Below are 19,671 nucleotides of genomic sequence, written 5' to 3'. Positions count from 1 at the left end.
TCAGTCCCCATCTTTCTTCTTTGAGCGATCGTCCTCGGCGCGGCGATCGAGGTAGGCCTTGAGGGTCGAGAGCAAGGATGGCTCGCTGGCGTTGATCATCTTCATCATGTCATCGCCGAGGATCCGGAACAGTGAGCCGTAGAGCGCGATGACGATCGCTTGCGTGTGCCGGCGCGGGTAGAGCGTGTCGCCGCGGCGCAGCACATAACCGGCGCGCACCAGACGCCCGACGGTCGGCTCGAGGTTGGCAACGGTGAGCTTGCAGTCGAACCAGCCGTCCAGCGTCGGCAGAAGAAAGGTCAGCGGGTGCGGGCCGACACGCAGCAGCACGATCAGGAGCGCGAACTCCATGACGGAAAGGTCGGTGAAGCGGCGATGCCGGTCGAAGGGCGCAACATCGTTCATCAGGGTTTCTTCGCCTCGTAATAGTCCTTGATCCGCTGCTGGATCATGGTCGATGTCGCGATCTCGTCGGGCAGCTTGGCGGCGTCGGTGAACTCGGAGACGACCTCGGAAAAATCCATCACCGACAAATCGAGGCGCTGGAACTCCTCAAGCGTGAAGCCCTTGCACTTCTCGTCCTTGGGCTTGCCCCAGGGCTTGCTGATCTGGGGCCGGCCCTGCTCCTGAAGGATGCGCGTCAGCTTGGAGGCAAAGCAGCAATAGGCGTCCTTGGACGTGACGCAGATGCCCAGCACCTTGTCGGCACAGTAGGAGCCGAGCTTGTGGCAGAGGCCCTTGTCGTCCTTTTCGTCGAGCTGCTTTTCGGCCGAGCTGCACAGCCAGGGGGTGAGGAGCGGCACGCCCTTGCCCGAGCAGCAGTTGGACGCGCCGAAGATCTTCTTGTTGCAGGTCTCGCGCGTGCCGGTGAACAGGCTGAGCGCGTCGGGATTGAACTCGGCATTGGCCTGCCCCAGCACATGAAGGCCGACGACCGCATCCTTGAACTCGGTCGATGCCTCGCGCTCGATCGGCTCGCAGTCACCATTGATGCAATAGACATCGTCACCGCAGATGAACTGCTTGGGATCGCTGGCCGGCGGTGTCGGCAGCGGGCAGCGATAGACCTTCGTGGATACCTGGCACGGGCCGACCTGCGGATCGTCCAGGCACTCGTCGCGCACATGGGTGCACTTCGGATTGGCCTCGATCTCGCTGCAATCGGAACTCTGGGTGATGCGCTGGCAGGTGAACGGCCGTGACCACGCCCAGCATTGCTGGGTGACGGCGACACCGTCGACCATCCGTGTCTCGGGACCCTCGGTGCAGACCTCGGGACCGGTCGCGGTGCAGGTGGTATCGGCGATCATCGCGGGGCAGGTGCCCTCGTTACGCGTCACCGTAACCGATTTCGTTCCTTCGGTCCTGAGCCAGACGGTGCCGGTTCGATAGTTGGTATGGAGCGGGATCTCGGACGCCGGTATCTCGGCCGAGCAGGAGTAGAGCTGCGCGGTCGTCCGCATGGCGCTCAGACCCTTGCACCATTTGGCGTAGGATGCCGGGTCGTCGCCGCCCGCACCCAGTTCCACCTGCGCATCGCAGATGTGCGGCGTGGCAGCCTCGGCCCGGCAGATGCCGGCCTGCACCTTGGCCTGCATCACGGTGTTGCGCGCGAACCCGTTGCCCTCATTCTGATCGCGCACACCGTAGTAGAAATAGCGCAGCGTGTTGACGACGGATGGATCCATCCGGCCCGTGCACGTCGCCGGCGTGTCGGTGACCGTGGCGCCCTTGTTGCACGTCGCCTCGTACCAGTCGGTGCCGCTCGAGGGCGGCAGCGGCTTGCAGCTGCCGTCCGCCGAGCCCAGCGACTGGCCGTCAAGGAAGCTGTTCGGGTCCTTCTCGATGTCCTGTGCGCGGGCGATCTCGCCCGGTGCCAGCTTCACTGTCATCCGGTCGGGGTCGGTCACCATCCGCCACGCCTCGTTGCCTGCCGCTGCGGAATGGCCGGCCGCGGTCAGGGCGTCGGGATCGTCGGCATAGGCTTCGGCGGGATTGGCGCTCGCCGAATACCCCGGAACCTCGGTGAGCGGCGTCGAGGTCGGCAGGCTGGCGGCATTCTTGCGCGCCGGTGTCGCCAGCGCCTTGGCATCCGCCTTCGCCTTGGCCAGATCGCCCTTGGGAAAGACATAGGGCTGCCCCTGGGCCTGTGCCTGGGCCTCGACAGCGGCCTGTGCGCTCGCGGCATCGGGCGGGTTGGTGACCGACAAAGCGGAAGCCGCTTTCGCGCGCGCAGGAGCGATGACGGGATCGACCGGCGCAAGCGTCGGGGTCGGGGTCGGGGTCGGCGTTGCCGTCTTGGGCTCGCTGAAATAGCTGTAGTCGCCCATGTCGTAATAGCCGCCGTTGCCGCTCTGGGCCGTGGACTGCCCCCCGCTTTGTGCGAGAAGCGAGCCCGCGCTTGCGAGCGCGAGCGCGGCCGGCACAAGGAAGAGGCGCGCCCCCCGCATGGCTCAGGGCGTCCGGCCGAGATTGGCGAGCGCGGTCTTTGCGACCAGCGCGCCCGGACCGTTGGCGTCCGCGAAGGTTTGGAGCGCATAGCGAACGGTGACGTTGCCCACGATCCGGTCGAAGGGCGGCGGGGTCGTGCGGCAGCTCAGCCCGTCGCACGGCGTGAAGTCGGACGAGGAGACGACCATCGTCGGCACGGCCTCGACATCGAAGCTGCGGAACAGCCTGGGGTCGATACCGATCGAGGCGAATTGCTGGTCCTTTGTCACCACCTTCGAGATCGCGGCGATGAACGCCTTGCCCGAATTGCCGGGGAAGCCGCGGAACACGACGACGCCGCCCGCGGCCGAGGTATCGGCGATGATCTGCTTCAGGGCGGCCTCGGGCATCGAGGTCGAGACGAACACCATGAACTGCGGCGCGGTGCCGCGATTGTCCTTCATGTTGGCGGACGCAGTCTGGATCATCTCATCGAAGTCGACCGCGCCCGCCGAACCCTTGGGCAGGTTCGCCTTGTCGATTCCGCGGACCTTCTCCATCGCGACCGCGTGGACCGTCTCGGCATCGTGGCGGAACTCGTCGCCGCGCCGCGCCACCTCGTTCGACAGCGCGGCCGCATCCGCCTGCATCGTCTGCGAACGCGCGCGGACCGCATCGAGATCGAGCCCTTCGACACTCTGGCCAAGGACGGCCGCGCCGGTGCCGATCGTGAGAAGGGCGACAGCGGACAGGAGGAGGGTGCGCATGGGTCTCGTCCTCACAGCATGCAGCAGTTGCGCTTGCGCCAGAGCAGGTAGCCGAAGTCCTCGCCCCCGACGGGGTAGGCGCGGCCGGCGTCGGGCGGGAGCGTCGAGGCACCGAGCGGCGAACAGGCGTATTTCCCGTTCACGGTCGGCGTCGGATTGGTCATCTGGATGCGGTATTGCGACTTCTTGAGGATCGGCATGATGTATTTGTTGCACAGCGCCTTCGAGCCCGCCGTGCCCCAGGCCAGACCCTGACGGTGCATCTTGAACAGGAGACGCTCGGCCGCGAGCCGCGAGGATTGCACCGGCGAGTTATGCGCCGCGACGTTGCCGTTCATCGGGAACATCGATCCGTTGCACCCATCGCACCAGAACAGCTGGTCGAGCGACAGCTTGGCGGTCGCAGCCGCGCAATCGGCCGCGCACGCCGCGACCGCGATGGGGTTGTTGAACAAGGCGACCTCGGGGTTGATGACCGTGGTCAGCGTGTCGTCGTTCCAGAGCGGGTCGATCTCGGTGATGTAGGCGATGTCGAACGTCGTCTGCTCGAAGCACAGGAAATCGGTCAGGATCTCCATCCAGTAGAGGAGCGGATAGACGTAGTAATGCGCCTGCCAGTTGGCCGTGTTCTGCGTCGCTCCGCCGGTGATGCGGGCACCCGAATATTGCCCCTGGCCGATATCGAGCCCGGGATTGAGCCGCATGCCGCCCAGATTGGGGAAGCACCATGGCTTGGTGGTGACATCGACGAGCCGCGCAGGTTCCCAGAAGCCGATCGCGATGCCGATACGCGGGACAGGCGCGCCGCAGGCGCAGACCGGCAGCGTCGGGTTCTTGGTGTCGGGCCGCGATCCGGGCCAGACATGCGCGCCCCCGATCGAGAGCGGGAACAGGCACGACCAGCATACATCGGTGATCGGATTGACGAACTTGCCGGTGCAGTTGGACGGGACTGCACTCGCCGGTGCCGGCAGCAAGGCCAGCGCGAACGCGATACCGAGCAGCGCGATCAGGCGGCGGATCATGATGGCCGCTCCTGCGAGAGCGCCATGAACAAGGGTCCCATCCGCGCTCGCAGCGTCGCCCCGGTCGGGATGCCGGTGTCGGCAAGCTCGCGAACCAGCTTCTTCCGGTTGCGCAGCGAAAGGGCGCGACCGGTCTCACGAAGGACGATGTCGATATCGCGGTGGATCCGCGCGGCAAGTGCGGGATTGGCCCGGCGGTGCGGGATGAGCGCGCGCACGGCACCCTCGATCCCCAATGCGAACAGCGACCCCAGCCTCTGGCCGCTACGGGTGCCGGCACGGAGCCTGGCCAACAGCATCGTCGGGCGGCGGATCATTGTGCGTCCTGCGAAAGGCGGCGCAAGACCGGCCTCAGCTCGCCGCGCGCTTCCTTCCCTGGCACCACACCGCCCCGGCTCAGGTCATCGATGAGGCCAGTGCGCGTATCATCGGAGAAGTCGATGCCGACATCGAAGCACACCGCATCGACGTCCAGGCCAAGGCGCGCCCTGCGCTCAGCGTCCGCTCCCCCCTCACGACAGACGGCAGCGAAATGCTCCTCATCGGCCCGGTTCTTGCGCCATACATAGACCGGCACCAGCAAGCCGAGCGCGAGCATGACGCCGCAGACAGTGCCTCCAGCGGCGACCCCGACCGCTGCCCGTAGCGGCGAAAGTGCCGCGATCATGACGGCAAGGATGATCGCCAGATAAAGGATCGCCAGACGCATCGTCCGAAGGCCGGCCGTCTCGGGCGCGGCCATCGGCGTCTTGAGCCAATCAAGCCAGAATGTGGTCATGACGTACCTCCAGGAAGCTCGATCTCACTGACCTTGAGGGTCTGGCCCTCGGGCGTGACGACGGCAGGCACATGCGCGATGCCGAAATGCCCGGTCAGCTTGCCTTGCTGGTCGAAGAAGAAGCGCCGCTTCTTCTCGCCCATCGCCTCGAATGGCGATCCTGCCACGAAGATGATCTTGGCCGCGCTCGCGCTCCAGCGTTTCACGGCCCAGTCGACCTGGCGCTCGTCGCGCCCGTCGATGAACACAAGGTCGGTCTTCATCGACACGAAGGCGAGCGGATTAACCCGGGTGCCTGCGGCCGCGACGAGATTGCCCTTCACGTCGCGCAGATCACGATCGAGCACGATGGAGGGGTCGAACGTCCAGTTTCTGGCCTCGCGCACCGGGCCGATGCCGGTGACGGGGAGCGGGTTACGGATGCGATCCTCGGCCTTGGCGCGGAACGTGGCCTGCATGCGCTCGATGCTGCCGTTCGCCTGCAGGGTCTTGAGCTTGCTGTCGATGGTGGCAAGCAGGTCCGGCTCCGCGATCCCCCAGGTCTGGCCCATGACGCCGTGGTCGCGCGCCAGCGCTCCTTGAACGAGCGGCCATGACGAGCTGGCGACTAGCGCTGCCCCAAGCGTTCCGCCGATGAGCGCGGCGCGCCGGATCACAGGATCGGTGTCCCGGTGCCGATGATCGCGCTGCCGCAGGCAAAGCCGATCTCGCCGTAGCGGCTGTCGAACCCGTCGGGATGGGGCGTGCCGACATAATAGCAGCGCTCGGGCACCCGGCCGACCGGTCCCGGCGTCAAGGGTTCGCCGGTCCGCGAGAACGGCTTCATGTGCGCGACCCGCACGCCGTCGACATAGACGTAATCACCGCGATGCTCGACGAGCGACCCGGGCATGCCGATGACGCGCTTGCCGAACGGCCCCGACGCCGGCCCGAAGTGGCGGCGGACGAGTGCGTTCGCGGGCGGTGCGAAGAAGATGTAATCGCCCTTGGCGGGTGCGGCGTGGAGGTGGACGAAGAATGCCCAGTTGGGCAGGCTCTCGCTCGCGTTGATCATGAAGGCGTTGTTCTTCTGCCAGTCGGAGATCGTGTTGAACGATGCCCAGGCAGCGCCGAGCAGCGCGACCGCGCTCCACTGGCGCACGCGCTTGCCGATGAGCGCGCGGCGTCCGCCGGCGCCGGCCTGGCCCACCGGAGCGGGCGCGCCGGGGGCGAGGGAGAGCGCGTTACTGGCCACCGGCCTGGCCCGTCACGGAGGGAGCGATGGCGGCGTCGAGCGGCGAGCCTTGCGGCACCGCGCCGAACGGCGATGCGGCCGGCGCGATCGGTGCAGCACCCATGGAGGCGGGAGGGGGCGCTGCACCGACCGCGGGACCAGCCGGCGATCCCGGTGCCGCCGCGGGTAGCGGCACCTTCGCATAGACCGCACGGCGGATCTGGTCGGTGATGTCGGGGACGTTCTTCGAGAGCACCGCCTCGCCGACGAGAACGGTGGTGCCGGACTGGCCGACATGCTGCAATTCCTGGTCGAGCGCGCTCATGAAGGCGCGCGTCTGGCCGGCGACGGCGTCGGGCTGGCCGCCCGAATGGCTCTGCGCCTGGACATATTCGCTGACGATCGCCTCGAGACGCACGCTCGCCATCGGCACAGCCGCGGGCGGCGAGACGATATGCTTGGTGACCCATACCCCCCACAGGAGCAGCGCGACCGCCAGCGCGGCGAGCGCCCAGGTGACCGGAGGCAAGCCGCGCGACGTTACCGGCACCGCGTCGGGCTTTACCGGAACGGCAGCGGCCGCGGACGGCCGGGGAGGAACGACCAGATCGCGATCGTCGTCACCGGCTCCTGGCACGGCGGTTTCGGCAACCGGGCGATCGATAACGTCAACCATGACGCGGACCTTTCGTGGATACGCTGTCGATCAGCCCGCGAAAGCGGCACAATGCGACGACGATGAGGATGACCAGGCCCGCGACATGCAGCTGGTCGGTGAAGGCGGCACGCCGACCCACGTCGGCCGCGACGAAGCGTGTGCCGAGGTTCGCCACCTGCGAGAAGAAGCCCAGCGCGGTGAAATTGCCGAGCATCAGGAAGAACAGGACGAACACGCCGAGGCTCGCAAGCAACGTGCCCGCGACCCAGCCCGATGCCTTGAGGAGGATGTAGCTGGCATCGCCGATCGCGGTGCGCAGGTCCTGTTGCCATCCGCGTGGCCAGCGGCGGGTCTGTCTCCCGTTCCCGGGCGTGCCGACAGGAAGCGACAGGTCGGTCATTCCGCCGCCTCCACGAACTGTTCGGGATAGGCGACACGTTCGATCGCCTCGTCCATCGACATTCCCGTCTCGATCAGATGCTCGATCGCGGCGAAGGTCTGAGGACTCGAAGAGTAGAGCGTCGCCGAGTATTTATCGAGCACGAGCCGGCCGACCGCCTGGCTGTCCGGCCCCTTGATCATGATGTCCGAATATTCCGCGCCGTTGCGCTTCAGCGAGCGCAGCAGGCTTTCGGTATACGGGTCCATGTCGAAACGGCCATGCTTCTGGAAGTCCGAGATCGTGTCGGGCTTCTGCATGAGGATGACCGACCAGTCGGAGTTCTCCAGCGCGGCAAGGCTGCCTTCCGACTTGTAATAGTCGTTGAGGCTCTGGGTCGCGGTGATGAGCGAGGCACCGTATTTGCGGCAGGTACGGCTGTAGGTCTCGACGAAATCGGCCATCGATCCGCCGCGCAGCATCTGCCACGCCTCGTCGATCAGCAGCGCTTTGGGGATCTGGCGATCCATCCGGCGCATCGTCTGGCTCGACATGAACATGATCGCGGTGAGGACGACGGAGCGAAGCTCCTCACGGCTCGCAAGGTCGGAAAGCTCGAACACGGTGAGCGCGTTGGTCATGTCGACCGACGCCTCGCCGATGAAGAACTGGCCGTAGGTGCCCTCCGAGGAGAAGGGGAACATCGCGATCGCAAGGTCGGTGCCCTGCGGGCTGCCATCCTCGCGCAATTCGCGCACCACATCGTCGACGCTGCCGCCGCGCCCCCTGGCCTCCCAGACCCGGTTCACCGCGCGGTCGATGAGGCCGCGCTCGGTGTCATTGAGCTTGTCGATATGCCGGCCCATCTGCCCGACGATCGATTTCAGCATGGCGAGCGCATCGACCAGATAGTCCTCGTCCTGCGCGACCAGCGTCTCGTCGATCATCGAGAAGGGATTGAGGCTGAACCCGTCGCGCAGGCGGAACTCGACGAAATTGCCGCCGAGGCTCTTGGCCATGTGCTCGAAACTGCGGCCGTCATCGATCACGATGATCTTGGCGCCGACACCGGCGAACGCCGCGCACAGCTCCTGCAGCGCGACCGACTTGCCCGAGCCCGACTTGCCGAACACCGCGACATTGTGGTTGCCCGCCTTGTTCTCGAACGGCGACCAGAAGAAAGGCTGTCCGCGCCGGCCGATGAACATGAGATGCGGCAGGTTGCCGCCGAGGTACTCGCCCTGGATCGGCAGCATGTTGGCGGCCGTCGAGGTCAGCATGGTGCGCAGCCGCTTCATGCGCTTCAAATCGCTGTCCAGGCCGTTGCCGAGCGTCATCGGCAGGCACGACATGAACGCCATGATCTGCAGGAAACGCTCGTCGAGCAGGTCCCAGCCCGCTGCCTTGTACATCGACTTGATCGTGCGCTCGTTGGCGTCGCCCTGTCCCTTGGGGCTGATGATGCCGACCGTGTAATAGGCCTGAACCAGCTTCTTGCCGAGGCGCAGCTCCTGGCTGACGTGCTGCCACTCGCGACTCTGGTCCTTCAGCTGCGGCAGGAGCCGCGCCGACTTCGAGTCCGCAAGGCTCGAGGTGCGCATGAACTTGTAGCCCGCCTTCGAGGCTGCGGCCTGCTCATCCTGGTAGCACAGGCACAGCGAAGTGAGCGTCGGACAACCCGGGCGCAGCTTGTCGGAGAACATGTCGCCGATGAGCTTCTGCACATCCCACGGCGCCCAGCGGTCGGGGAAGTTGCGAACCGAGAAGAAGCGATAGTCGAACGTGTCCGGCCTGATCTCCTCGTACTGCGTTTCGCCGGACAGGTTGGTCACCGCGCGCAGCGGCTCGACCGACACCAGCAGCCGGTCGGCCTGGACGACGGTCTGCACATCGCGGCGCACACATTGGTCGGCGATGGGGTCGAACTCGGAATAGCTCGCAACCTGGTCCGACACGTCGAACGCCGGCGCGGTGATGTCATCGATGAGCGCGATGAGATCGACCGGCGTCATCCGCGTCGAGGGCATGTCGATCGACTGGAGCGTCGAGACGAGGCTATCGCGCACGCCGACGAGCTCGTCCGGCGTCGCCTTGCTGTTCGCCATCGAGACCGACAGGATGATGCGGTGGTTGCGAACCTGGAACGGGCCGTCCTTCGACATCGATGTCCAGGCACCGTGGCGCAGGAACGCCGAGCGGTGTTCGGCGATCTTGCGATGCACGCCGCCTGCCTTGAAGCGCGGCAGCGCATAGGCCGAGATCAGGCTGCCGACGCGCGGACTCTGGAAGGCGAGGATCTGGACGCGCGCATTTGCCGGGATGCCCTCGGACAGCAGCTGCGCGAGGATTTCGGCGGTACGCTCGTCCGCGCCCATCAGCGGCGCGATCTCGATCGCGAAGGCGATGGAGTCCGTCTGGTAGAAGATCTCCTTGCGCTTGTCGTAGCTGCGATACGGCAGCCACTGCCCGAGCATCGGGGCACCGTGCGAGGGCGTGCCCGCATCGGGGCCATGGGTGTCGCCGAGCAGGCGCGCGATAAATCCGGTTTTCGTCGCCATGTCAGTCCTCCACGCTTGGGCTGAAGGATGCCGGGCGATTGACCGCGCCCTTCGAGGCGATCTGCGGAGCCGGCGTCGGCGTGGCTGCCGGAGCGACGCGCGGCGGCTGAACGAGGGACACCGTCTTGTCGGCCGGCTTCGCGCGTGCGCGGGCAGCCGCGACCGCGCCAAGCGTCGGGGCTCCGACAGTCGTGGCACCCGCAGCACCGGCCGGCGTTGCGGCATCCGCTGCCAGCTGCTCGGTCGTTGCGCGCTCGTTGGCCGAAACGGCATCGATCGGTGCGCCAAGCTGCGACAGGATTTCAGGGCTGACATTGAGCGTGCTGGTCGCGGTGAGGCCGGGGCCGTGTCCGTTCGTCGCGGCCTGCCACTGGCCGTTGTCGACTACCGCTTGCACGATGCTCGCCTCATGGTAGCGCCCGGCACCGTCGACATGCGCGGGGAACACGATCCGAAGTACCTTCTGCGGGCCGACCGCCGCCCCGCCGGTCGCCGGTGCCTGATAGGCGACCTGTTGCGGCACAAGGCCACGCGCCGGTGCCTGGTATGGACCGGCCGGACGATAGCTCGTCTCGCCGGTGATCTCGGCCAGCGCCTTGTCATCGATCACCGTCGCGGGCGCGCAGGTGCCACCCTGCGCCGCGCCGCACGCGAACTTGCCCGAGATATTGGTGCCGAACGTCGTGCAGCTGGTAAGCGCAAGACCCGCAAGCGCGGCCAGCACAGGCCCACGCAATACGGCGCGACGGGAAGGAGTGTAATCGGGAACCGGGCAGGCCGGCAGGCGGATGACGGACAGGCTCACGACTTTGCTCCCTTCAGCCAGGCGACAAGCTGTTCCTTGGGCTTGAAGCCCTCGATCACCGCGCCGTCGGAGCGGACGATGACCGGGGTGCCGTTCAGGCCATGCGCCTTGGCAAATGCCTCGTTCTCATCGAGGCCGCTGGTGTCGCACTTTTGACCGCTGCGGATCGGGTCCTGCGCGTAAGCCGCGCGTACCGCGGCATGGCGATCCTTCGCGCACAGCACCTGGTCGGCGACATCGCGGCTGCCGAGTACCGAGATCGGGCGTTCGATCACGGTGACGTTCATCGTCTCGAGCGCCTGGGACAGCGCACGGCAATAGCCGCAATGGAAATCCGAGAAGACGGTAACGGTCTGCGCGCCCGACCCCCACACGATCGCGCCCTTCTTCGAGAGACGGGAGACATCGAGCGAGACAGGCGACACCGGTTGGGTGACACGCTTGCCCGCGACGGGAGGCTCGGGTGCATCGGCTGCCGCATTCGCCTTCGCGGCACCGCCCACGAGCATGTCGGGATTGAGCGCGAGGAGACGCGCAGCGGTCAGATCCTGACGCGTCTCCATGTCATAGACACGCCCGATGACGAGGTAGCGCGCGCTCTTGTCGACGTAGAACAGGTTGGCACCCGCCACGACCTCGCACAGACCATCGACTTTCGAGCAGTCGATCGAGGAGACCTGGGTGCGCGGCAGGCGCTTGGCGAGCGCGACCTTGACCGTCTCGGCTTCAGGAAGCGCGGCGCTTCCCGTCAGCAGCGCCGCGAATGCCGCCAGCGATGCCATCCCCATACCCTGCATCATAACCTCCCGCTTGTCCTCGCGACCCGCCGGATCGCCTCAGTTCTGGATGAAGACGCCTTCGAGGAAGACGATCTCGACATCGATGCCGGTGGGCATTTCGATGATCGGCTGATACTGCTCGGCGCGCTCGATCAGGTACTTCGACAGGTCCTTGCCCGATTCCATCGCCCCGCCGCCAAGGGCTCGCAGCCCGACATTGCCGAGGTTGGGCGTCTGGTTGAGCGAGCCGCGACCATCGGTGCTGATCGTCGCGACCGGTGCCGAAAATGCGGAGTTGAGGGCGTTGCCCGCACCGCCCACCAGCCCGGCGAAGAATGCCTGCATGGCAAGCGAGCCTTCGCGACTGACCACCCGTCCGCGCACGCCGGTCTTGCCCGCGAAGCTGATGAAGCCCTTCACGTCCGACACCGCGAACCGGCCGTTGGCCTGCGGGCAGGTCATCCGCTGGAGCTTGACGTAGACCTTCTCGGCCGAGAGATCGCCGCGCGCCGCGCCGTTGATAAGGCAGCCCTCGATCTTCGTCGTGAGCAGCTTGCCCTCACGGTACACCGAGCGTGCCGGACCGGTGATGCGCAACACCACCGGCAGCGGATCGGTCTGCGACTGGACGCCGGCCGAGGCATCGACCCCGACGATGACCTTCGCCTTCGCGATCGAGTTTGGCGGCAGGTAGTTCGGGCTGTCGGTGTAGCTGGTCGTGCTTCCCGAGATGCGGGTCGCCGTGCCGGCGGGACCGCCCTCGAACGAGACGAGCTTGATCTGTCGCGATGCCGCGACGCTCGCCGCCACATCGCCCGCGGTCGCCGGCGCGCCGGGACCGCGATAATTGGGCTGGCCCGGACCGTACATCTGCGCGGGTAGCGCCACGGGCGCAGGCGCGGAGGAGCGGTCGGCGAGCTGCTTGCGCAGCTGGTCGTTCTCCTGCTGATAGGCCCCCATCACGCGCTGGCCGTCGGTCGCCATCGACTGGTTCTGGCCCTGCAGCGCCGCGACCTGCTCCTGGAGCGCGCGCATCTGCGCGGCCTGGCCGTCGACCGCCCTCAGCTGGTTGCCCATCGACTGCATCTGCGCTTCGGAGGTCGCCTGCCACTCGCGCTGCGACATGCCGCGATTGACGATGTCGTCGGTCGCGATCTTGACGTCCTTGCCGTCGGTCTGGACGGTTTGCGCCTTGCTGTCGGGCTTCATGATGTACCAGCCGCCCAGCAACACGACGAAGGCGGCCGCGATCGCCATCCACAGCGTCTGCTTCTTGCGGACGGCATCGTTGCCCGCCATCAGTTCGCTGCCGTCCTCGCCGCCTTCCGGCGCGGCGTCGAGCTGCTTGGCGCGGTTGCGGTTGAAGATGTCCTTGAAGCTCATGGCCGCACTCCGTTGGCGAGGCCCGAAGGCGTGACGATATAGGCGGTGGTCGCCTGGCCGGGTCCGAGGTTGGGGTTGGCGACCGACACCGCGACCGCGTTGGTCGGCGCGATGGTGCCTTCGCCGAGCGATACGGGCACCTTGCCGCCGTTCTCGATCCTGAGCACCCGGCCGGCATATTGGCTGCCGCGATATTCCGAGATCATCTGCACCTTGAGCGCGCCGATCATCACCGGCTTCGTTCCGGCCGGGCGGATCTCGTAACCCTCGATGTTGGCATTCTCGTACATCGCCTGGACGAGATTGGCCGATGCTTCCTGCGGCGTCGGGGCGGCTTGCGCGACCTGCGCCTGGCGCTCGCCCTCGATGTCCTTGTTCTCGACGAACACCTGCTGCGCGTCGGTGCCGCCGAGGCGACAGGCGAACTTGTAGACGTAGCCCTTGGCGGTCGTACCGAAGAACGAGACATTCTGGCGGCTGTACCCATCGGGCACCGATACATAGATGTCGCCCCGCGTCGGCTCGTTGACCACGGTGAAATCATCGCTCTCGACGCCCGTCGTCAGCTTGGACACGCTGGCGAAGCGGTCGTCCTTGAGGCTGACGCGCGTGAGGCCGGACTTCGACATCGTGCAGGCGACCTCGCTGTTGTCGCGCGCCAGCACATGCTCGTCCGCAAACGCCGGGGACGCGAGCGCAAGACCGCCGACGACGATCATCCCTGCCCCGATCATCTTCGAGAGGTGGCAGACCCGCGAGGTGAAGGCCGCACCGCCTCCGATCAGGCCATAGGCAAGAAGCTGCATCATGCGGCATCTCCGTTGGCGGCGTCGTTCTTGTCGGCCTTGCCGATCATGCCAAAGCCTTTCAGCTGCAGCGTCAGGCCGCGGTACGCCCAGTAGAAACGGAAGGTCTTCGGCTCGGCGGTGACCGACTTCGAGCCGACGACGGTGTGAAGCGTGCCGGTCACTTCCGAGGTCAGGCCCTTGGGATCGACCTTCATGCTGGCAAGCGTGAAATACTGGCTGATGCTGGAGCCGCGCTGCTCGTTGAGGATCTTCATCAGATCGCGCTTCAAGGCGCCATGGCTCTCGGGCGTCGCGATCGCGAGGATCGAATCCATCCAGTATTGAAGATTTTCCGGTGACCGGTTGAGCGTCATCAGCGCGGTGTCGCGCGTGACCATCTCGAGGTAATCCTCGCTGACCCCGCTCGATGACAGCGTCAGCGGCGTGCGGGCGATGGGTTGCAGAACGATCTCGCGGTCGCGGGTAGCGCCCACCAGGAACAGCAGCACGACGAGCCCCGCCAGCACCAGCGCGGTGATCCCGAGCATGTTGCGCTGCTTGATGACCCGCTGCGACTGCGCGAGGCCTACCGAATAATCCATCTCAGCCCACCATCACGCGAAGGTGGGAAGGCGGCGTCGCTTTGAGCCCGGTAAAGCTGGACGGCAGGTGCCAGTAGGCCATGTGGAGAATCCACGACGAGGCCTTTCCGGCTTTGAGTTTGCGAAACCCCCACCAGCCAAGCAACGAGACCATCAACCCGATCACGACGTGCTGCGAGAGGATGCCCCAAATGAAGGGGATCGCCATCGCGAGGAACTCGTCCAGCGTCCAGAAGCCGATCAGCTCCGGGTCGTCGAGATGCGAGGGAATGGCATACCGGTCCATAAGCGTTCACCGCCCTCCCAGCAGTTGATCCAGTCGCGACTCAGATCGTCGCGGTGACGGTCGAGGTCACGATCGGAATGCCGGTGCCCGCGCCGACGCCGACCGCGACGGGAACGGCCACCTGGCCCAGGCTGAAGCGACCCGACGCGAGCGCGACGATGCCGCCGGCGAGGCTCATCACGGTGATGATCTTGCCGCCCGAACCCTCGAGGAAGTCCGTGAACTTCGTCAGCGCGGTATTGAACGTCGTGTCGGCACCGGCGAAGGCCGCCGATGCGCCCAGCACCATCGCCAATGCGATGATCGCCAGACCCAGAAGGACGGCGTTGGTACGACCTTCCTTCTGCATGGTAAGTGCAGTCATGCTCTTTCCCCTAAAAAGACGAAGCGATTTGCTGCGTCGGGGATAAAAAACCGCAACTGATCTCTCCCCACAAGGTGGAAAAAAATTACACCCCCCATTTTGTTTGTGAAGACCACGTTACGAGGCGTGAAGTTCTACAGACTCGATGATGCCAGGGGCTCTCGACTGTCACCCACGCGGGGGGGGGTGGAAAAAAATTACACCCCTTGCTTTCAGCACTGAGACATGACTGTCTTGATGTGTGGCGGGCCGGTGACCAGCGTACGACACGCGTCCATGGCAATCGCGAGGACGCAGCTATAGGCAGCGACATGTCTCAAGTGCTTTACACGTTCAAAGTCGATCGTTCCGTATTCAAGCTCGCGGTCGAGGCCATGCGGATCAGGTCGCTGGAGACCGGTCTGTTCGAGACGGTTTCGAGTACGGCTATGAAAGGATTGGAGAACTTCGTGATTTGCGATCACCCTGGCGAGCTGATCGCCATGGCCAGAGAGGCCGATCTTCCGGGCGAGCATCGCGTCACGTTCCGCATCCAGCTGCATCAGAAAGACCTCTTCCAGCGTGCGAGACAGCTTGCCGCTCACGATCATGCGAACCTGGCGCCCGTTCGGCTCACCTTCATAACGGCTCTACTCGCCGCATTTGCGGGAACTTTCACCGACCCTTCATGAATCGGCCAGCTTACCCCAATTGACACTGGGAAAAATATTGTGTCGTATTAGCTATCACGGAGGTGGGCTATGAGCGGGCATGATCTCGTGTCGTTACACTGGAGCGCGGGTCAGCTCCGCCTTCATGCACTTTTGCTCATGGAATGGCGTAGGAGCGGCATATCCATAGCCAAGATGGCGGCTCATCTTGGCAAGAGTCAAAGCCTGGTCAAGAAGATGAAGTCCAGCACAACGCCTGTATCGGCAAGGACATTCAACCAGATTGTTGCAATCCTTGGCCTCGATCCGATGCGGATGTATCATGCGGCTTTCGTAATGGAGGACATCAAGGGGTATTACGCACCCGATGCCATGATCGAGATTGACCGATCCCTTACAAGACTACGGCCTCTCCTCGATCAGGTAGACGACACTATTCTCGACAGATGGCTGCCACCTCATTTGAAGAAGATCCCAAGGGGAGGGTAAGCGCTTCCGGGCGATCATTCCATTCCAACGAAAACGCGTTGGTCAGGATCATCTACGCTTTTGACATCTGCACCATCGACTGATGAAGCGGCAACCATGCAGTCCGATAACAAGCCGCTGAAGCGCAGCACCCGGTCCATGCGGCTCAAGAAGCAGCGGGAGGACGAAAGCGGGTATCGTCGATCGACAATTGCCCTATCGCCGGTCTCCCTCGCCATCACCGAACGCCTGCGTGTTCATCTCGACCTCGGGTCGCGTGAAGCGGTCATCAATGCTGTGTTCGAGCGGATCGATCGTGACATATATCTCAAATACGAGCTCCTCGGCCCCGCCGGCTTCCGATCCCCGCCGACACCGCGACCCGACGAGCCAGGTGATGGAGAGGCGCTTGATCAAATACCCCAGCCAAAGCCCACCCGCCGACGAAAGCGGGCATGAGATCATCTCGTTCCTTGACGAGCATCGCCTGCCCCACACACCTGGCAACTACACGTTCGTTCATCGCTACTTCGAGGGTGCGGACGAGGCCCATTTCATGGCCGTCGCCACCCTCATCGATGGCGGCGTACGTCTGCGCCCCGAGGACATCAGGGCGATCGCTCCTCCTTCCGACATCGAGGGAGAGGCAGCGACGATCAGTGAACTGTCCGCCGAGATCATGGCCATCCTCGAAGAGACCGCCAGCGAGGCAACGGCCCTGGTGCGAACGCTCACGCTGACAGCGGCCGAAATCATCGCGTCGGAAGGCCGCACGGTGCCAAGTGCGGTCGCCCGCATGACCGCAACGGCCGAGCGGGCAGCGGAGCGGCTGTCGCAGATGAGCCGGCAGACCGCCGCTGTTCGCACCCGCCTCACGATCCTTGGCGTAAACACCGACATCGACCCGGCCACCGCGCTCCTCAACCGTCTCGCGATCGACGCTGTCCTGACCGCGGTGATGGGGCGTGACGTTCCGCGCCATCTCGCATTGATCTCGCTCGATCAGACGACCGAGATCGCCCGAACTCATGGTATTGGCGTGGTCGAACGCGTCCTGCGCGCCATGGGCGAGACGTTGCGCGACCATTGCCTCCCGCACCGTGTCGGCCGCTGGGAGGCCAAGGAAATCGCAGTGGTGTTCGAAGGCGTCAGCCTCGAAGAGGCGCACGACATGCTCGACAGCGCGCGCAAGGCGTTCGGTCGACGCAACCTGAAGCTCACCGACTCGGGAGAGGCGCTAAGCCCGGTCAGCTTGTCGGCCGGTCTCGCCCAGGTCACCAACGGGATGCGCGAGGACGTCATTCAGGCAGCGGACGACCGCCTGCGAACGGCCCGCGCATCAGGCGCGAATCGGATCGTCGCTTGAGGACGGCGCTAATCCCCGCGCCGGGCTGGAAAATGCCGGTAGAAGGTCGAGAGCGACACGCCGATCGCGGCTGCGATCTCGCTCGGCGCCATGTCGGTCTTCAACAGCTCGGCAACGACGTTCTTCCGCTCCTGGGTCATCACCGACTTGCGGCCACCGAATCGGCCCTTGCGCCGCGCGACCGCGAGCGCGGCGCCGGTCCGCTCGCGCACCAGCTCGCGTTCCATCTGGGCCATTGCAGCAAGAATGTTGAACACCAGCCGGCCAGCGGTGCCCGACGTATCGATGCCGTCCGTGATCGAGCGCAACCCGATCTTCCGCTCTTCCAGTTCAGCGGCGAGATCGACCAGACCCTTCATGGTACGGCCGAGCCGGTCGAGCTTCCATACCACGATGACATCCCCAGGCCGCGCATAGGCGATCGCCTCGGCGAGGCCAGGACGGTTGACCCTCGCCCCGCTTGCCTTGTCCGAATAGGTCTTCTCGCAGCCGGCCTCCTTCAAGGCGTCCAGCTGCGGCGTCAGATCCTGAGCCGCCGTCGACACACGCGCGTAGCCGATCAGCATCGTATTTTCCTAAAACTCATCGACAAACGCATATCCGCTCGGTTACGGTTGGCAATGGGTTTTGCAAGTCATCCTAATCGAACGCGCGTCTCGGCAGCATCCAGGCCGGACCGATTCTCATGGAGGCTCGTCAAATCAGATCGTTTTCGAGACGCCGGCAGGCACAGCCTTCGGTCATCCAGTGTGTTGGCGGACATACTCGCCCAGGCCGCGCGCAATGAGTTCGTCATTGGAGAGGCGAGGGCCTCGCTTCAGGCGCTGATTGCCGAGTTTGCGGCGATCGAGCTTCGGCCCGGGTGGTACGGGCGAGGGGGCCTTGAACATCCCGCCGGGCTGAGCGGTACGCGCGGGCTCGTGGTTGTTGCGCTTGGCGTGGTGCGGCTGCACCTGCTGGATGGCGTGTGCAAGCGCCAGCGCCGCGTCGAGGTGCTTGTTGTCGATCACCGGCGCCTGGTTCACCCTGCGCATCTTGTCGAAGATCCGATAGGGCAGGGCCTCTCCCTCGTGCTGGATCTCGAGCCGTCCGTCCGGGTACTCGCACACGTCGACCTTCTTGCGCGCGAGCCCCTGAGCGACCGAGGTCGGCTCCAGAATGAACATCGCCTTGTTGTAGTGGAGGGTGAGGGCGCCGGTGACGGTGCGCTTCTCGCGCCATACCATCTCCGCCTCAAGGTTCTCGTGGATGGCCAGCGGCCGATGCAGATCGCGCGGGTCGAAGGGCGCCTTAGCGAACCGCTGGTTGTGCTGCGCCATGTAGGAGGGGAGGAAGGCGTTGGCTTGGTCGATGGTGTCGATGCGGTGGAGCCGCATCGCCTTGACGAGCCGGTCCTGCAGCGTCGCATTGGCGCGCTCCACGCGGCCCTTGGCCTGCGGCGAGTTCGCGCAGATCAGGTCGATGTTCAGGCGGTCCAGCGCACGCCCAAGATGAGTCATCCCGTCGCCGTTCGCCGAGGCCGTGTTGTTGCGGAAGGCGCTGTGCTTGTCCGTGTAGAAGGCGACCGGCTTGCCGTGCCGTTCGAGATACGTCCGCGTCGCGCGCATGTAGGAGAAGGTGCTTTCGCTCTCGACCATCTCCAGGTGCATCAGCTCGCTCGTGGCGTCGTCGATGAACACCAGCAGCGTGCATTGCGGCCCGCGGTCCTCGAACCACCAGTGCTTCGAGCCGTCGACCTGGACCAGCTCACCGCGACAGTCGCGCCGGTAGCGGGGCTGGTACGGGCGAGGGCGCCTGGCGGCGCGATCCTTCCAAAGCCCGGCTTCCATCATGATCTGCCGCAGTGTTTCGCACGACAGGCCGAGGCCGTGGCGCTCGGCGAGGTACTCGCGCGCGAGCGTCGGCCCGAAGTCGGCATAATTTTCTCGCACCAGCGCGACCACCTCGGCGCGGAAGGCATCACTGTAGCGCCGGTTGCTCGGCCGCCCACGCTTGCGCGACACGAGGCCCGCAGCACCTTCGTGTCGCAGGCGATCGAGCAACCGGTAGATTTGCCGCCGCTGGAGGCCCAGCAGCTCCATCGCGTCCGGGATCCGGATCTCGCCGCGGTCGAGCCGCATAAGCGTGTCGAACCGGGTGATCTCTGCAGCACTCATCGTCAGCACCGTCATACCATGCGCGTCCTCGTTGCCGAGGAAGGCTATGACACCGGCGACCTGCTGACAGCACCGGCTATGCCGTTTCTATCTAGCAGAGTGGTGTCATTTGTATCTGGCGCTGCGGTTTCAAGCCGAAGTGCGACACGCCTCGTGGCAGCGGGGGCAGCGTGTAGCCTCCCAAGCAGCGCAGCGCTGCCCCCGCTGAGGCGCCGC

General features: G+C 65.2%; 24 protein-coding genes. 4 read left to right on the top strand and 20 right to left on the bottom strand.

Annotated elements, in window-relative coordinates:
- Genes J2Y58_RS17315 through J2Y58_RS17230 form a run of 18 tightly spaced genes read right to left on the bottom strand, consistent with a single transcriptional unit; the run spans window position 1 to window position 14,740 of the window.
- Window positions 1–405, bottom strand: a complete 405-nt coding sequence (locus J2Y58_RS17315; protein WP_310105868.1) for a hypothetical protein — start codon at window positions 403–405, stop codon at window positions 1–3.
- On the bottom strand, window positions 405–2,450 hold the full coding sequence (locus J2Y58_RS17310; protein WP_310105865.1) for a conjugal transfer protein TraN: 2,046 nt from the start codon (window positions 2,448–2,450) through the stop codon (window positions 405–407). The genes J2Y58_RS17315 and J2Y58_RS17310 overlap by 1 nt, the downstream gene beginning before the upstream one ends.
- Before the next feature lie 3 nt (window positions 2,451–2,453).
- A complete protein-coding gene (trbC, locus tag J2Y58_RS17305; RefSeq protein WP_310105862.1) occupies window positions 2,454–3,197 on the bottom strand; it encodes a type-F conjugative transfer system pilin assembly protein TrbC in 744 nt (247 codons plus the stop codon).
- An 11-nt stretch (window positions 3,198–3,208) separates the two neighbouring features.
- Complete coding sequence (gene traU, locus J2Y58_RS17300; protein WP_310105860.1) at window positions 3,209–4,222, bottom strand: conjugal transfer pilus assembly protein TraU; 1,014 nt, start codon at window positions 4,220–4,222, stop codon at window positions 3,209–3,211.
- Window positions 4,219–4,539, bottom strand: a complete 321-nt coding sequence (locus J2Y58_RS17295; protein WP_310105858.1) for a hypothetical protein — start codon at window positions 4,537–4,539, stop codon at window positions 4,219–4,221. Before J2Y58_RS17295 ends, traU begins: the two co-directional genes overlap by 4 nt.
- Window positions 4,536–5,000 (bottom strand): hypothetical protein, encoded by a 465-nt coding sequence (locus J2Y58_RS17290; RefSeq protein WP_310105855.1) that lies wholly within the window; start codon window positions 4,998–5,000, stop codon window positions 4,536–4,538. Before J2Y58_RS17290 ends, J2Y58_RS17295 begins: the two co-directional genes overlap by 4 nt.
- On the bottom strand, window positions 4,997–5,656 hold the full coding sequence (gene traW / locus J2Y58_RS17285) for a type-F conjugative transfer system protein TraW (RefSeq protein ID WP_310105851.1): 660 nt from the start codon (window positions 5,654–5,656) through the stop codon (window positions 4,997–4,999). The genes J2Y58_RS17290 and traW overlap by 4 nt, the downstream gene beginning before the upstream one ends.
- On the bottom strand, window positions 5,653–6,234 hold the full coding sequence (locus tag J2Y58_RS17280) for a S26 family signal peptidase (RefSeq protein WP_310105847.1): 582 nt from the start codon (window positions 6,232–6,234) through the stop codon (window positions 5,653–5,655). The genes traW and J2Y58_RS17280 overlap by 4 nt, the downstream gene beginning before the upstream one ends.
- Window positions 6,224–6,889 carry a TrbI F-type domain-containing protein gene (locus J2Y58_RS17275; RefSeq protein ID WP_310105844.1) on the bottom strand — a complete coding sequence of 222 codons (666 nt, stop codon included), beginning with the start codon at window positions 6,887–6,889 and terminating at the stop codon, window positions 6,224–6,226. The genes J2Y58_RS17280 and J2Y58_RS17275 overlap by 11 nt, the downstream gene beginning before the upstream one ends.
- The gene (locus J2Y58_RS17270; RefSeq protein WP_310105841.1) at window positions 6,882–7,271 is read right to left on the bottom strand and encodes a hypothetical protein; all 390 of its coding nucleotides are present in this window, start codon (window positions 7,269–7,271) and stop codon (window positions 6,882–6,884) included. The genes J2Y58_RS17275 and J2Y58_RS17270 overlap by 8 nt, the downstream gene beginning before the upstream one ends.
- Window positions 7,268–9,808 (bottom strand): type IV secretion system protein TraC, encoded by a 2,541-nt coding sequence (gene traC / locus J2Y58_RS17265; protein WP_310105839.1) that lies wholly within the window; start codon window positions 9,806–9,808, stop codon window positions 7,268–7,270. Before traC ends, J2Y58_RS17270 begins: the two co-directional genes overlap by 4 nt.
- A gap of 1 nt (window position 9,809) precedes the next feature.
- On the bottom strand, window positions 9,810–10,613 hold the full coding sequence (locus tag J2Y58_RS17260; RefSeq protein WP_310105837.1) for a conjugal transfer protein: 804 nt from the start codon (window positions 10,611–10,613) through the stop codon (window positions 9,810–9,812).
- Entirely contained in the window at window positions 10,610–11,410 is an 801-nt protein-coding gene (locus J2Y58_RS17255) for a DsbC family protein (protein WP_405053122.1), read from the bottom strand. The genes J2Y58_RS17260 and J2Y58_RS17255 overlap by 4 nt, the downstream gene beginning before the upstream one ends.
- Window positions 11,411–11,449: 39 nt before the next feature.
- Window positions 11,450–12,775, bottom strand: a complete 1,326-nt coding sequence (locus tag J2Y58_RS17250; RefSeq protein WP_310105832.1) for a TraB/VirB10 family protein — start codon at window positions 12,773–12,775, stop codon at window positions 11,450–11,452.
- Window positions 12,772–13,584, bottom strand: a complete 813-nt coding sequence (locus tag J2Y58_RS17245) for a type-F conjugative transfer system secretin TraK (RefSeq protein WP_310105829.1) — start codon at window positions 13,582–13,584, stop codon at window positions 12,772–12,774. Before J2Y58_RS17245 ends, J2Y58_RS17250 begins: the two co-directional genes overlap by 4 nt.
- A complete protein-coding gene (locus J2Y58_RS17240) occupies window positions 13,581–14,165 on the bottom strand; it encodes a type IV conjugative transfer system protein TraE (protein ID WP_310105827.1) in 585 nt (194 codons plus the stop codon). Before J2Y58_RS17240 ends, J2Y58_RS17245 begins: the two co-directional genes overlap by 4 nt.
- Before the next feature lies 1 nt (window position 14,166).
- Complete coding sequence (gene traL / locus J2Y58_RS17235; protein WP_310105824.1) at window positions 14,167–14,451, bottom strand: type IV conjugative transfer system protein TraL; 285 nt, start codon at window positions 14,449–14,451, stop codon at window positions 14,167–14,169.
- 40 nt (window positions 14,452–14,491) lie between these two features.
- Complete coding sequence (locus tag J2Y58_RS17230; protein ID WP_310105966.1) at window positions 14,492–14,740, bottom strand: hypothetical protein; 249 nt, start codon at window positions 14,738–14,740, stop codon at window positions 14,492–14,494.
- 386 nt (window positions 14,741–15,126) lie between these two features.
- Here J2Y58_RS17230 and J2Y58_RS17225 point away from each other — a divergent pair, with 386 nt between their 5' ends.
- The 4 genes from J2Y58_RS17225 (at window position 15,127) to J2Y58_RS17210 (ending at window position 17,299) form a co-directional block, all read left to right on the top strand.
- Window positions 15,127–15,486, top strand: a complete 360-nt coding sequence (locus J2Y58_RS17225) for a hypothetical protein (protein WP_310105821.1) — start codon at window positions 15,127–15,129, stop codon at window positions 15,484–15,486.
- Between the two features lie 69 nt (window positions 15,487–15,555).
- Window positions 15,556–15,954: a helix-turn-helix transcriptional regulator gene (locus J2Y58_RS17220; RefSeq protein ID WP_310105819.1), complete on the top strand. Its 399-nt coding sequence runs from the start codon at window positions 15,556–15,558 to the stop codon at window positions 15,952–15,954.
- 96 nt (window positions 15,955–16,050) lie between these two features.
- Window positions 16,051–16,392 (top strand): hypothetical protein, encoded by a 342-nt coding sequence (locus J2Y58_RS17215; protein WP_310105817.1) that lies wholly within the window; start codon window positions 16,051–16,053, stop codon window positions 16,390–16,392.
- Window positions 16,343–17,299, top strand: coding sequence for a diguanylate cyclase domain-containing protein (locus J2Y58_RS17210; RefSeq protein WP_310105814.1), 957 nt, complete (start codon window positions 16,343–16,345; stop codon window positions 17,297–17,299). The genes J2Y58_RS17215 and J2Y58_RS17210 overlap by 50 nt, the downstream gene beginning before the upstream one ends.
- Window positions 17,300–17,307: 8 nt before the next feature.
- Here the strand turns inward: J2Y58_RS17210 and J2Y58_RS17205 are convergent, their stop codons facing one another.
- Complete coding sequence (locus tag J2Y58_RS17205; RefSeq protein WP_310105813.1) at window positions 17,308–17,865, bottom strand: recombinase family protein; 558 nt, start codon at window positions 17,863–17,865, stop codon at window positions 17,308–17,310.
- Between the two features lie 174 nt (window positions 17,866–18,039).
- The gene (locus tag J2Y58_RS17200) at window positions 18,040–19,470 is read right to left on the bottom strand and encodes an ISNCY family transposase (RefSeq protein ID WP_310105810.1); all 1,431 of its coding nucleotides are present in this window, start codon (window positions 19,468–19,470) and stop codon (window positions 18,040–18,042) included.
- Between the last annotated feature and the right edge of the window lie 201 nt (window positions 19,471–19,671).

Origin of the sequence: Sphingomonas sp. BE138 (genome assembly GCF_031456125.1) — a bacterium.
Taxonomy (GTDB): domain Bacteria; phylum Pseudomonadota; class Alphaproteobacteria; order Sphingomonadales; family Sphingomonadaceae; genus Sphingomonas.
The sequence above is the reverse complement of the archived record's forward strand: the minus strand, read 5'-3'. Positions and strand labels throughout refer to the sequence as shown.

What these genes read in the sequence shown, in the direction of transcription:
- J2Y58_RS17315 (WP_310105868.1), bottom strand. Translation starts at nt 405, where the DNA reads ATGAACGATGTTGCGCCCTTCGACCGGCATCGCCGCTTCACCGACCTT.
- J2Y58_RS17310 (WP_310105865.1), bottom strand. Translation starts at nt 2,450, where the DNA reads ATGCGGGGGGCGCGCCTCTTCCTTGTGCCGGCCGCGCTCGCGCTCGCA.
- trbC (WP_310105862.1), bottom strand. Translation starts at nt 3,197, where the DNA reads ATGCGCACCCTCCTCCTGTCCGCTGTCGCCCTTCTCACGATCGGCACC.
- traU (WP_310105860.1), bottom strand. Translation starts at nt 4,222, where the DNA reads ATGATCCGCCGCCTGATCGCGCTGCTCGGTATCGCGTTCGCGCTGGCC.
- J2Y58_RS17295 (WP_310105858.1), bottom strand. Translation starts at nt 4,539, where the DNA reads ATGATCCGCCGCCCGACGATGCTGTTGGCCAGGCTCCGTGCCGGCACC.
- J2Y58_RS17290 (WP_310105855.1), bottom strand. Translation starts at nt 5,000, where the DNA reads ATGACCACATTCTGGCTTGATTGGCTCAAGACGCCGATGGCCGCGCCC.
- J2Y58_RS17275 (WP_310105844.1), bottom strand. Translation starts at nt 6,889, where the DNA reads ATGGTTGACGTTATCGATCGCCCGGTTGCCGAAACCGCCGTGCCAGGA.
- J2Y58_RS17270 (WP_310105841.1), bottom strand. Translation starts at nt 7,271, where the DNA reads ATGACCGACCTGTCGCTTCCTGTCGGCACGCCCGGGAACGGGAGACAG.
- traC (WP_310105839.1), bottom strand. Translation starts at nt 9,808, where the DNA reads ATGGCGACGAAAACCGGATTTATCGCGCGCCTGCTCGGCGACACCCAT.
- J2Y58_RS17255 (WP_405053122.1), bottom strand. Translation starts at nt 11,410, where the DNA reads ATGCAGGGTATGGGGATGGCATCGCTGGCGGCATTCGCGGCGCTGCTG.
- J2Y58_RS17250 (WP_310105832.1), bottom strand. Translation starts at nt 12,775, where the DNA reads ATGAGCTTCAAGGACATCTTCAACCGCAACCGCGCCAAGCAGCTCGAC.
- J2Y58_RS17245 (WP_310105829.1), bottom strand. Translation starts at nt 13,584, where the DNA reads ATGATGCAGCTTCTTGCCTATGGCCTGATCGGAGGCGGTGCGGCCTTC.
- J2Y58_RS17240 (WP_310105827.1), bottom strand. Translation starts at nt 14,165, where the DNA reads ATGGATTATTCGGTAGGCCTCGCGCAGTCGCAGCGGGTCATCAAGCAG.
- traL (WP_310105824.1), bottom strand. Translation starts at nt 14,451, where the DNA reads ATGGACCGGTATGCCATTCCCTCGCATCTCGACGACCCGGAGCTGATC.
- J2Y58_RS17230 (WP_310105966.1), bottom strand. Translation starts at nt 14,740, where the DNA reads ATGGTGCTGGGCGCATCGGCGGCCTTCGCCGGTGCCGACACGACGTTC.
- J2Y58_RS17225 (WP_310105821.1), top strand. Translation starts at nt 15,127, where the DNA reads ATGTCTCAAGTGCTTTACACGTTCAAAGTCGATCGTTCCGTATTCAAG.
- J2Y58_RS17220 (WP_310105819.1), top strand. Translation starts at nt 15,556, where the DNA reads ATGAGCGGGCATGATCTCGTGTCGTTACACTGGAGCGCGGGTCAGCTC.
- J2Y58_RS17215 (WP_310105817.1), top strand. Translation starts at nt 16,051, where the DNA reads ATGCAGTCCGATAACAAGCCGCTGAAGCGCAGCACCCGGTCCATGCGG.
- J2Y58_RS17205 (WP_310105813.1), bottom strand. Translation starts at nt 17,865, where the DNA reads ATGCTGATCGGCTACGCGCGTGTGTCGACGGCGGCTCAGGATCTGACG.
- J2Y58_RS17200 (WP_310105810.1), bottom strand. Translation starts at nt 19,470, where the DNA reads ATGACGGTGCTGACGATGAGTGCTGCAGAGATCACCCGGTTCGACACG.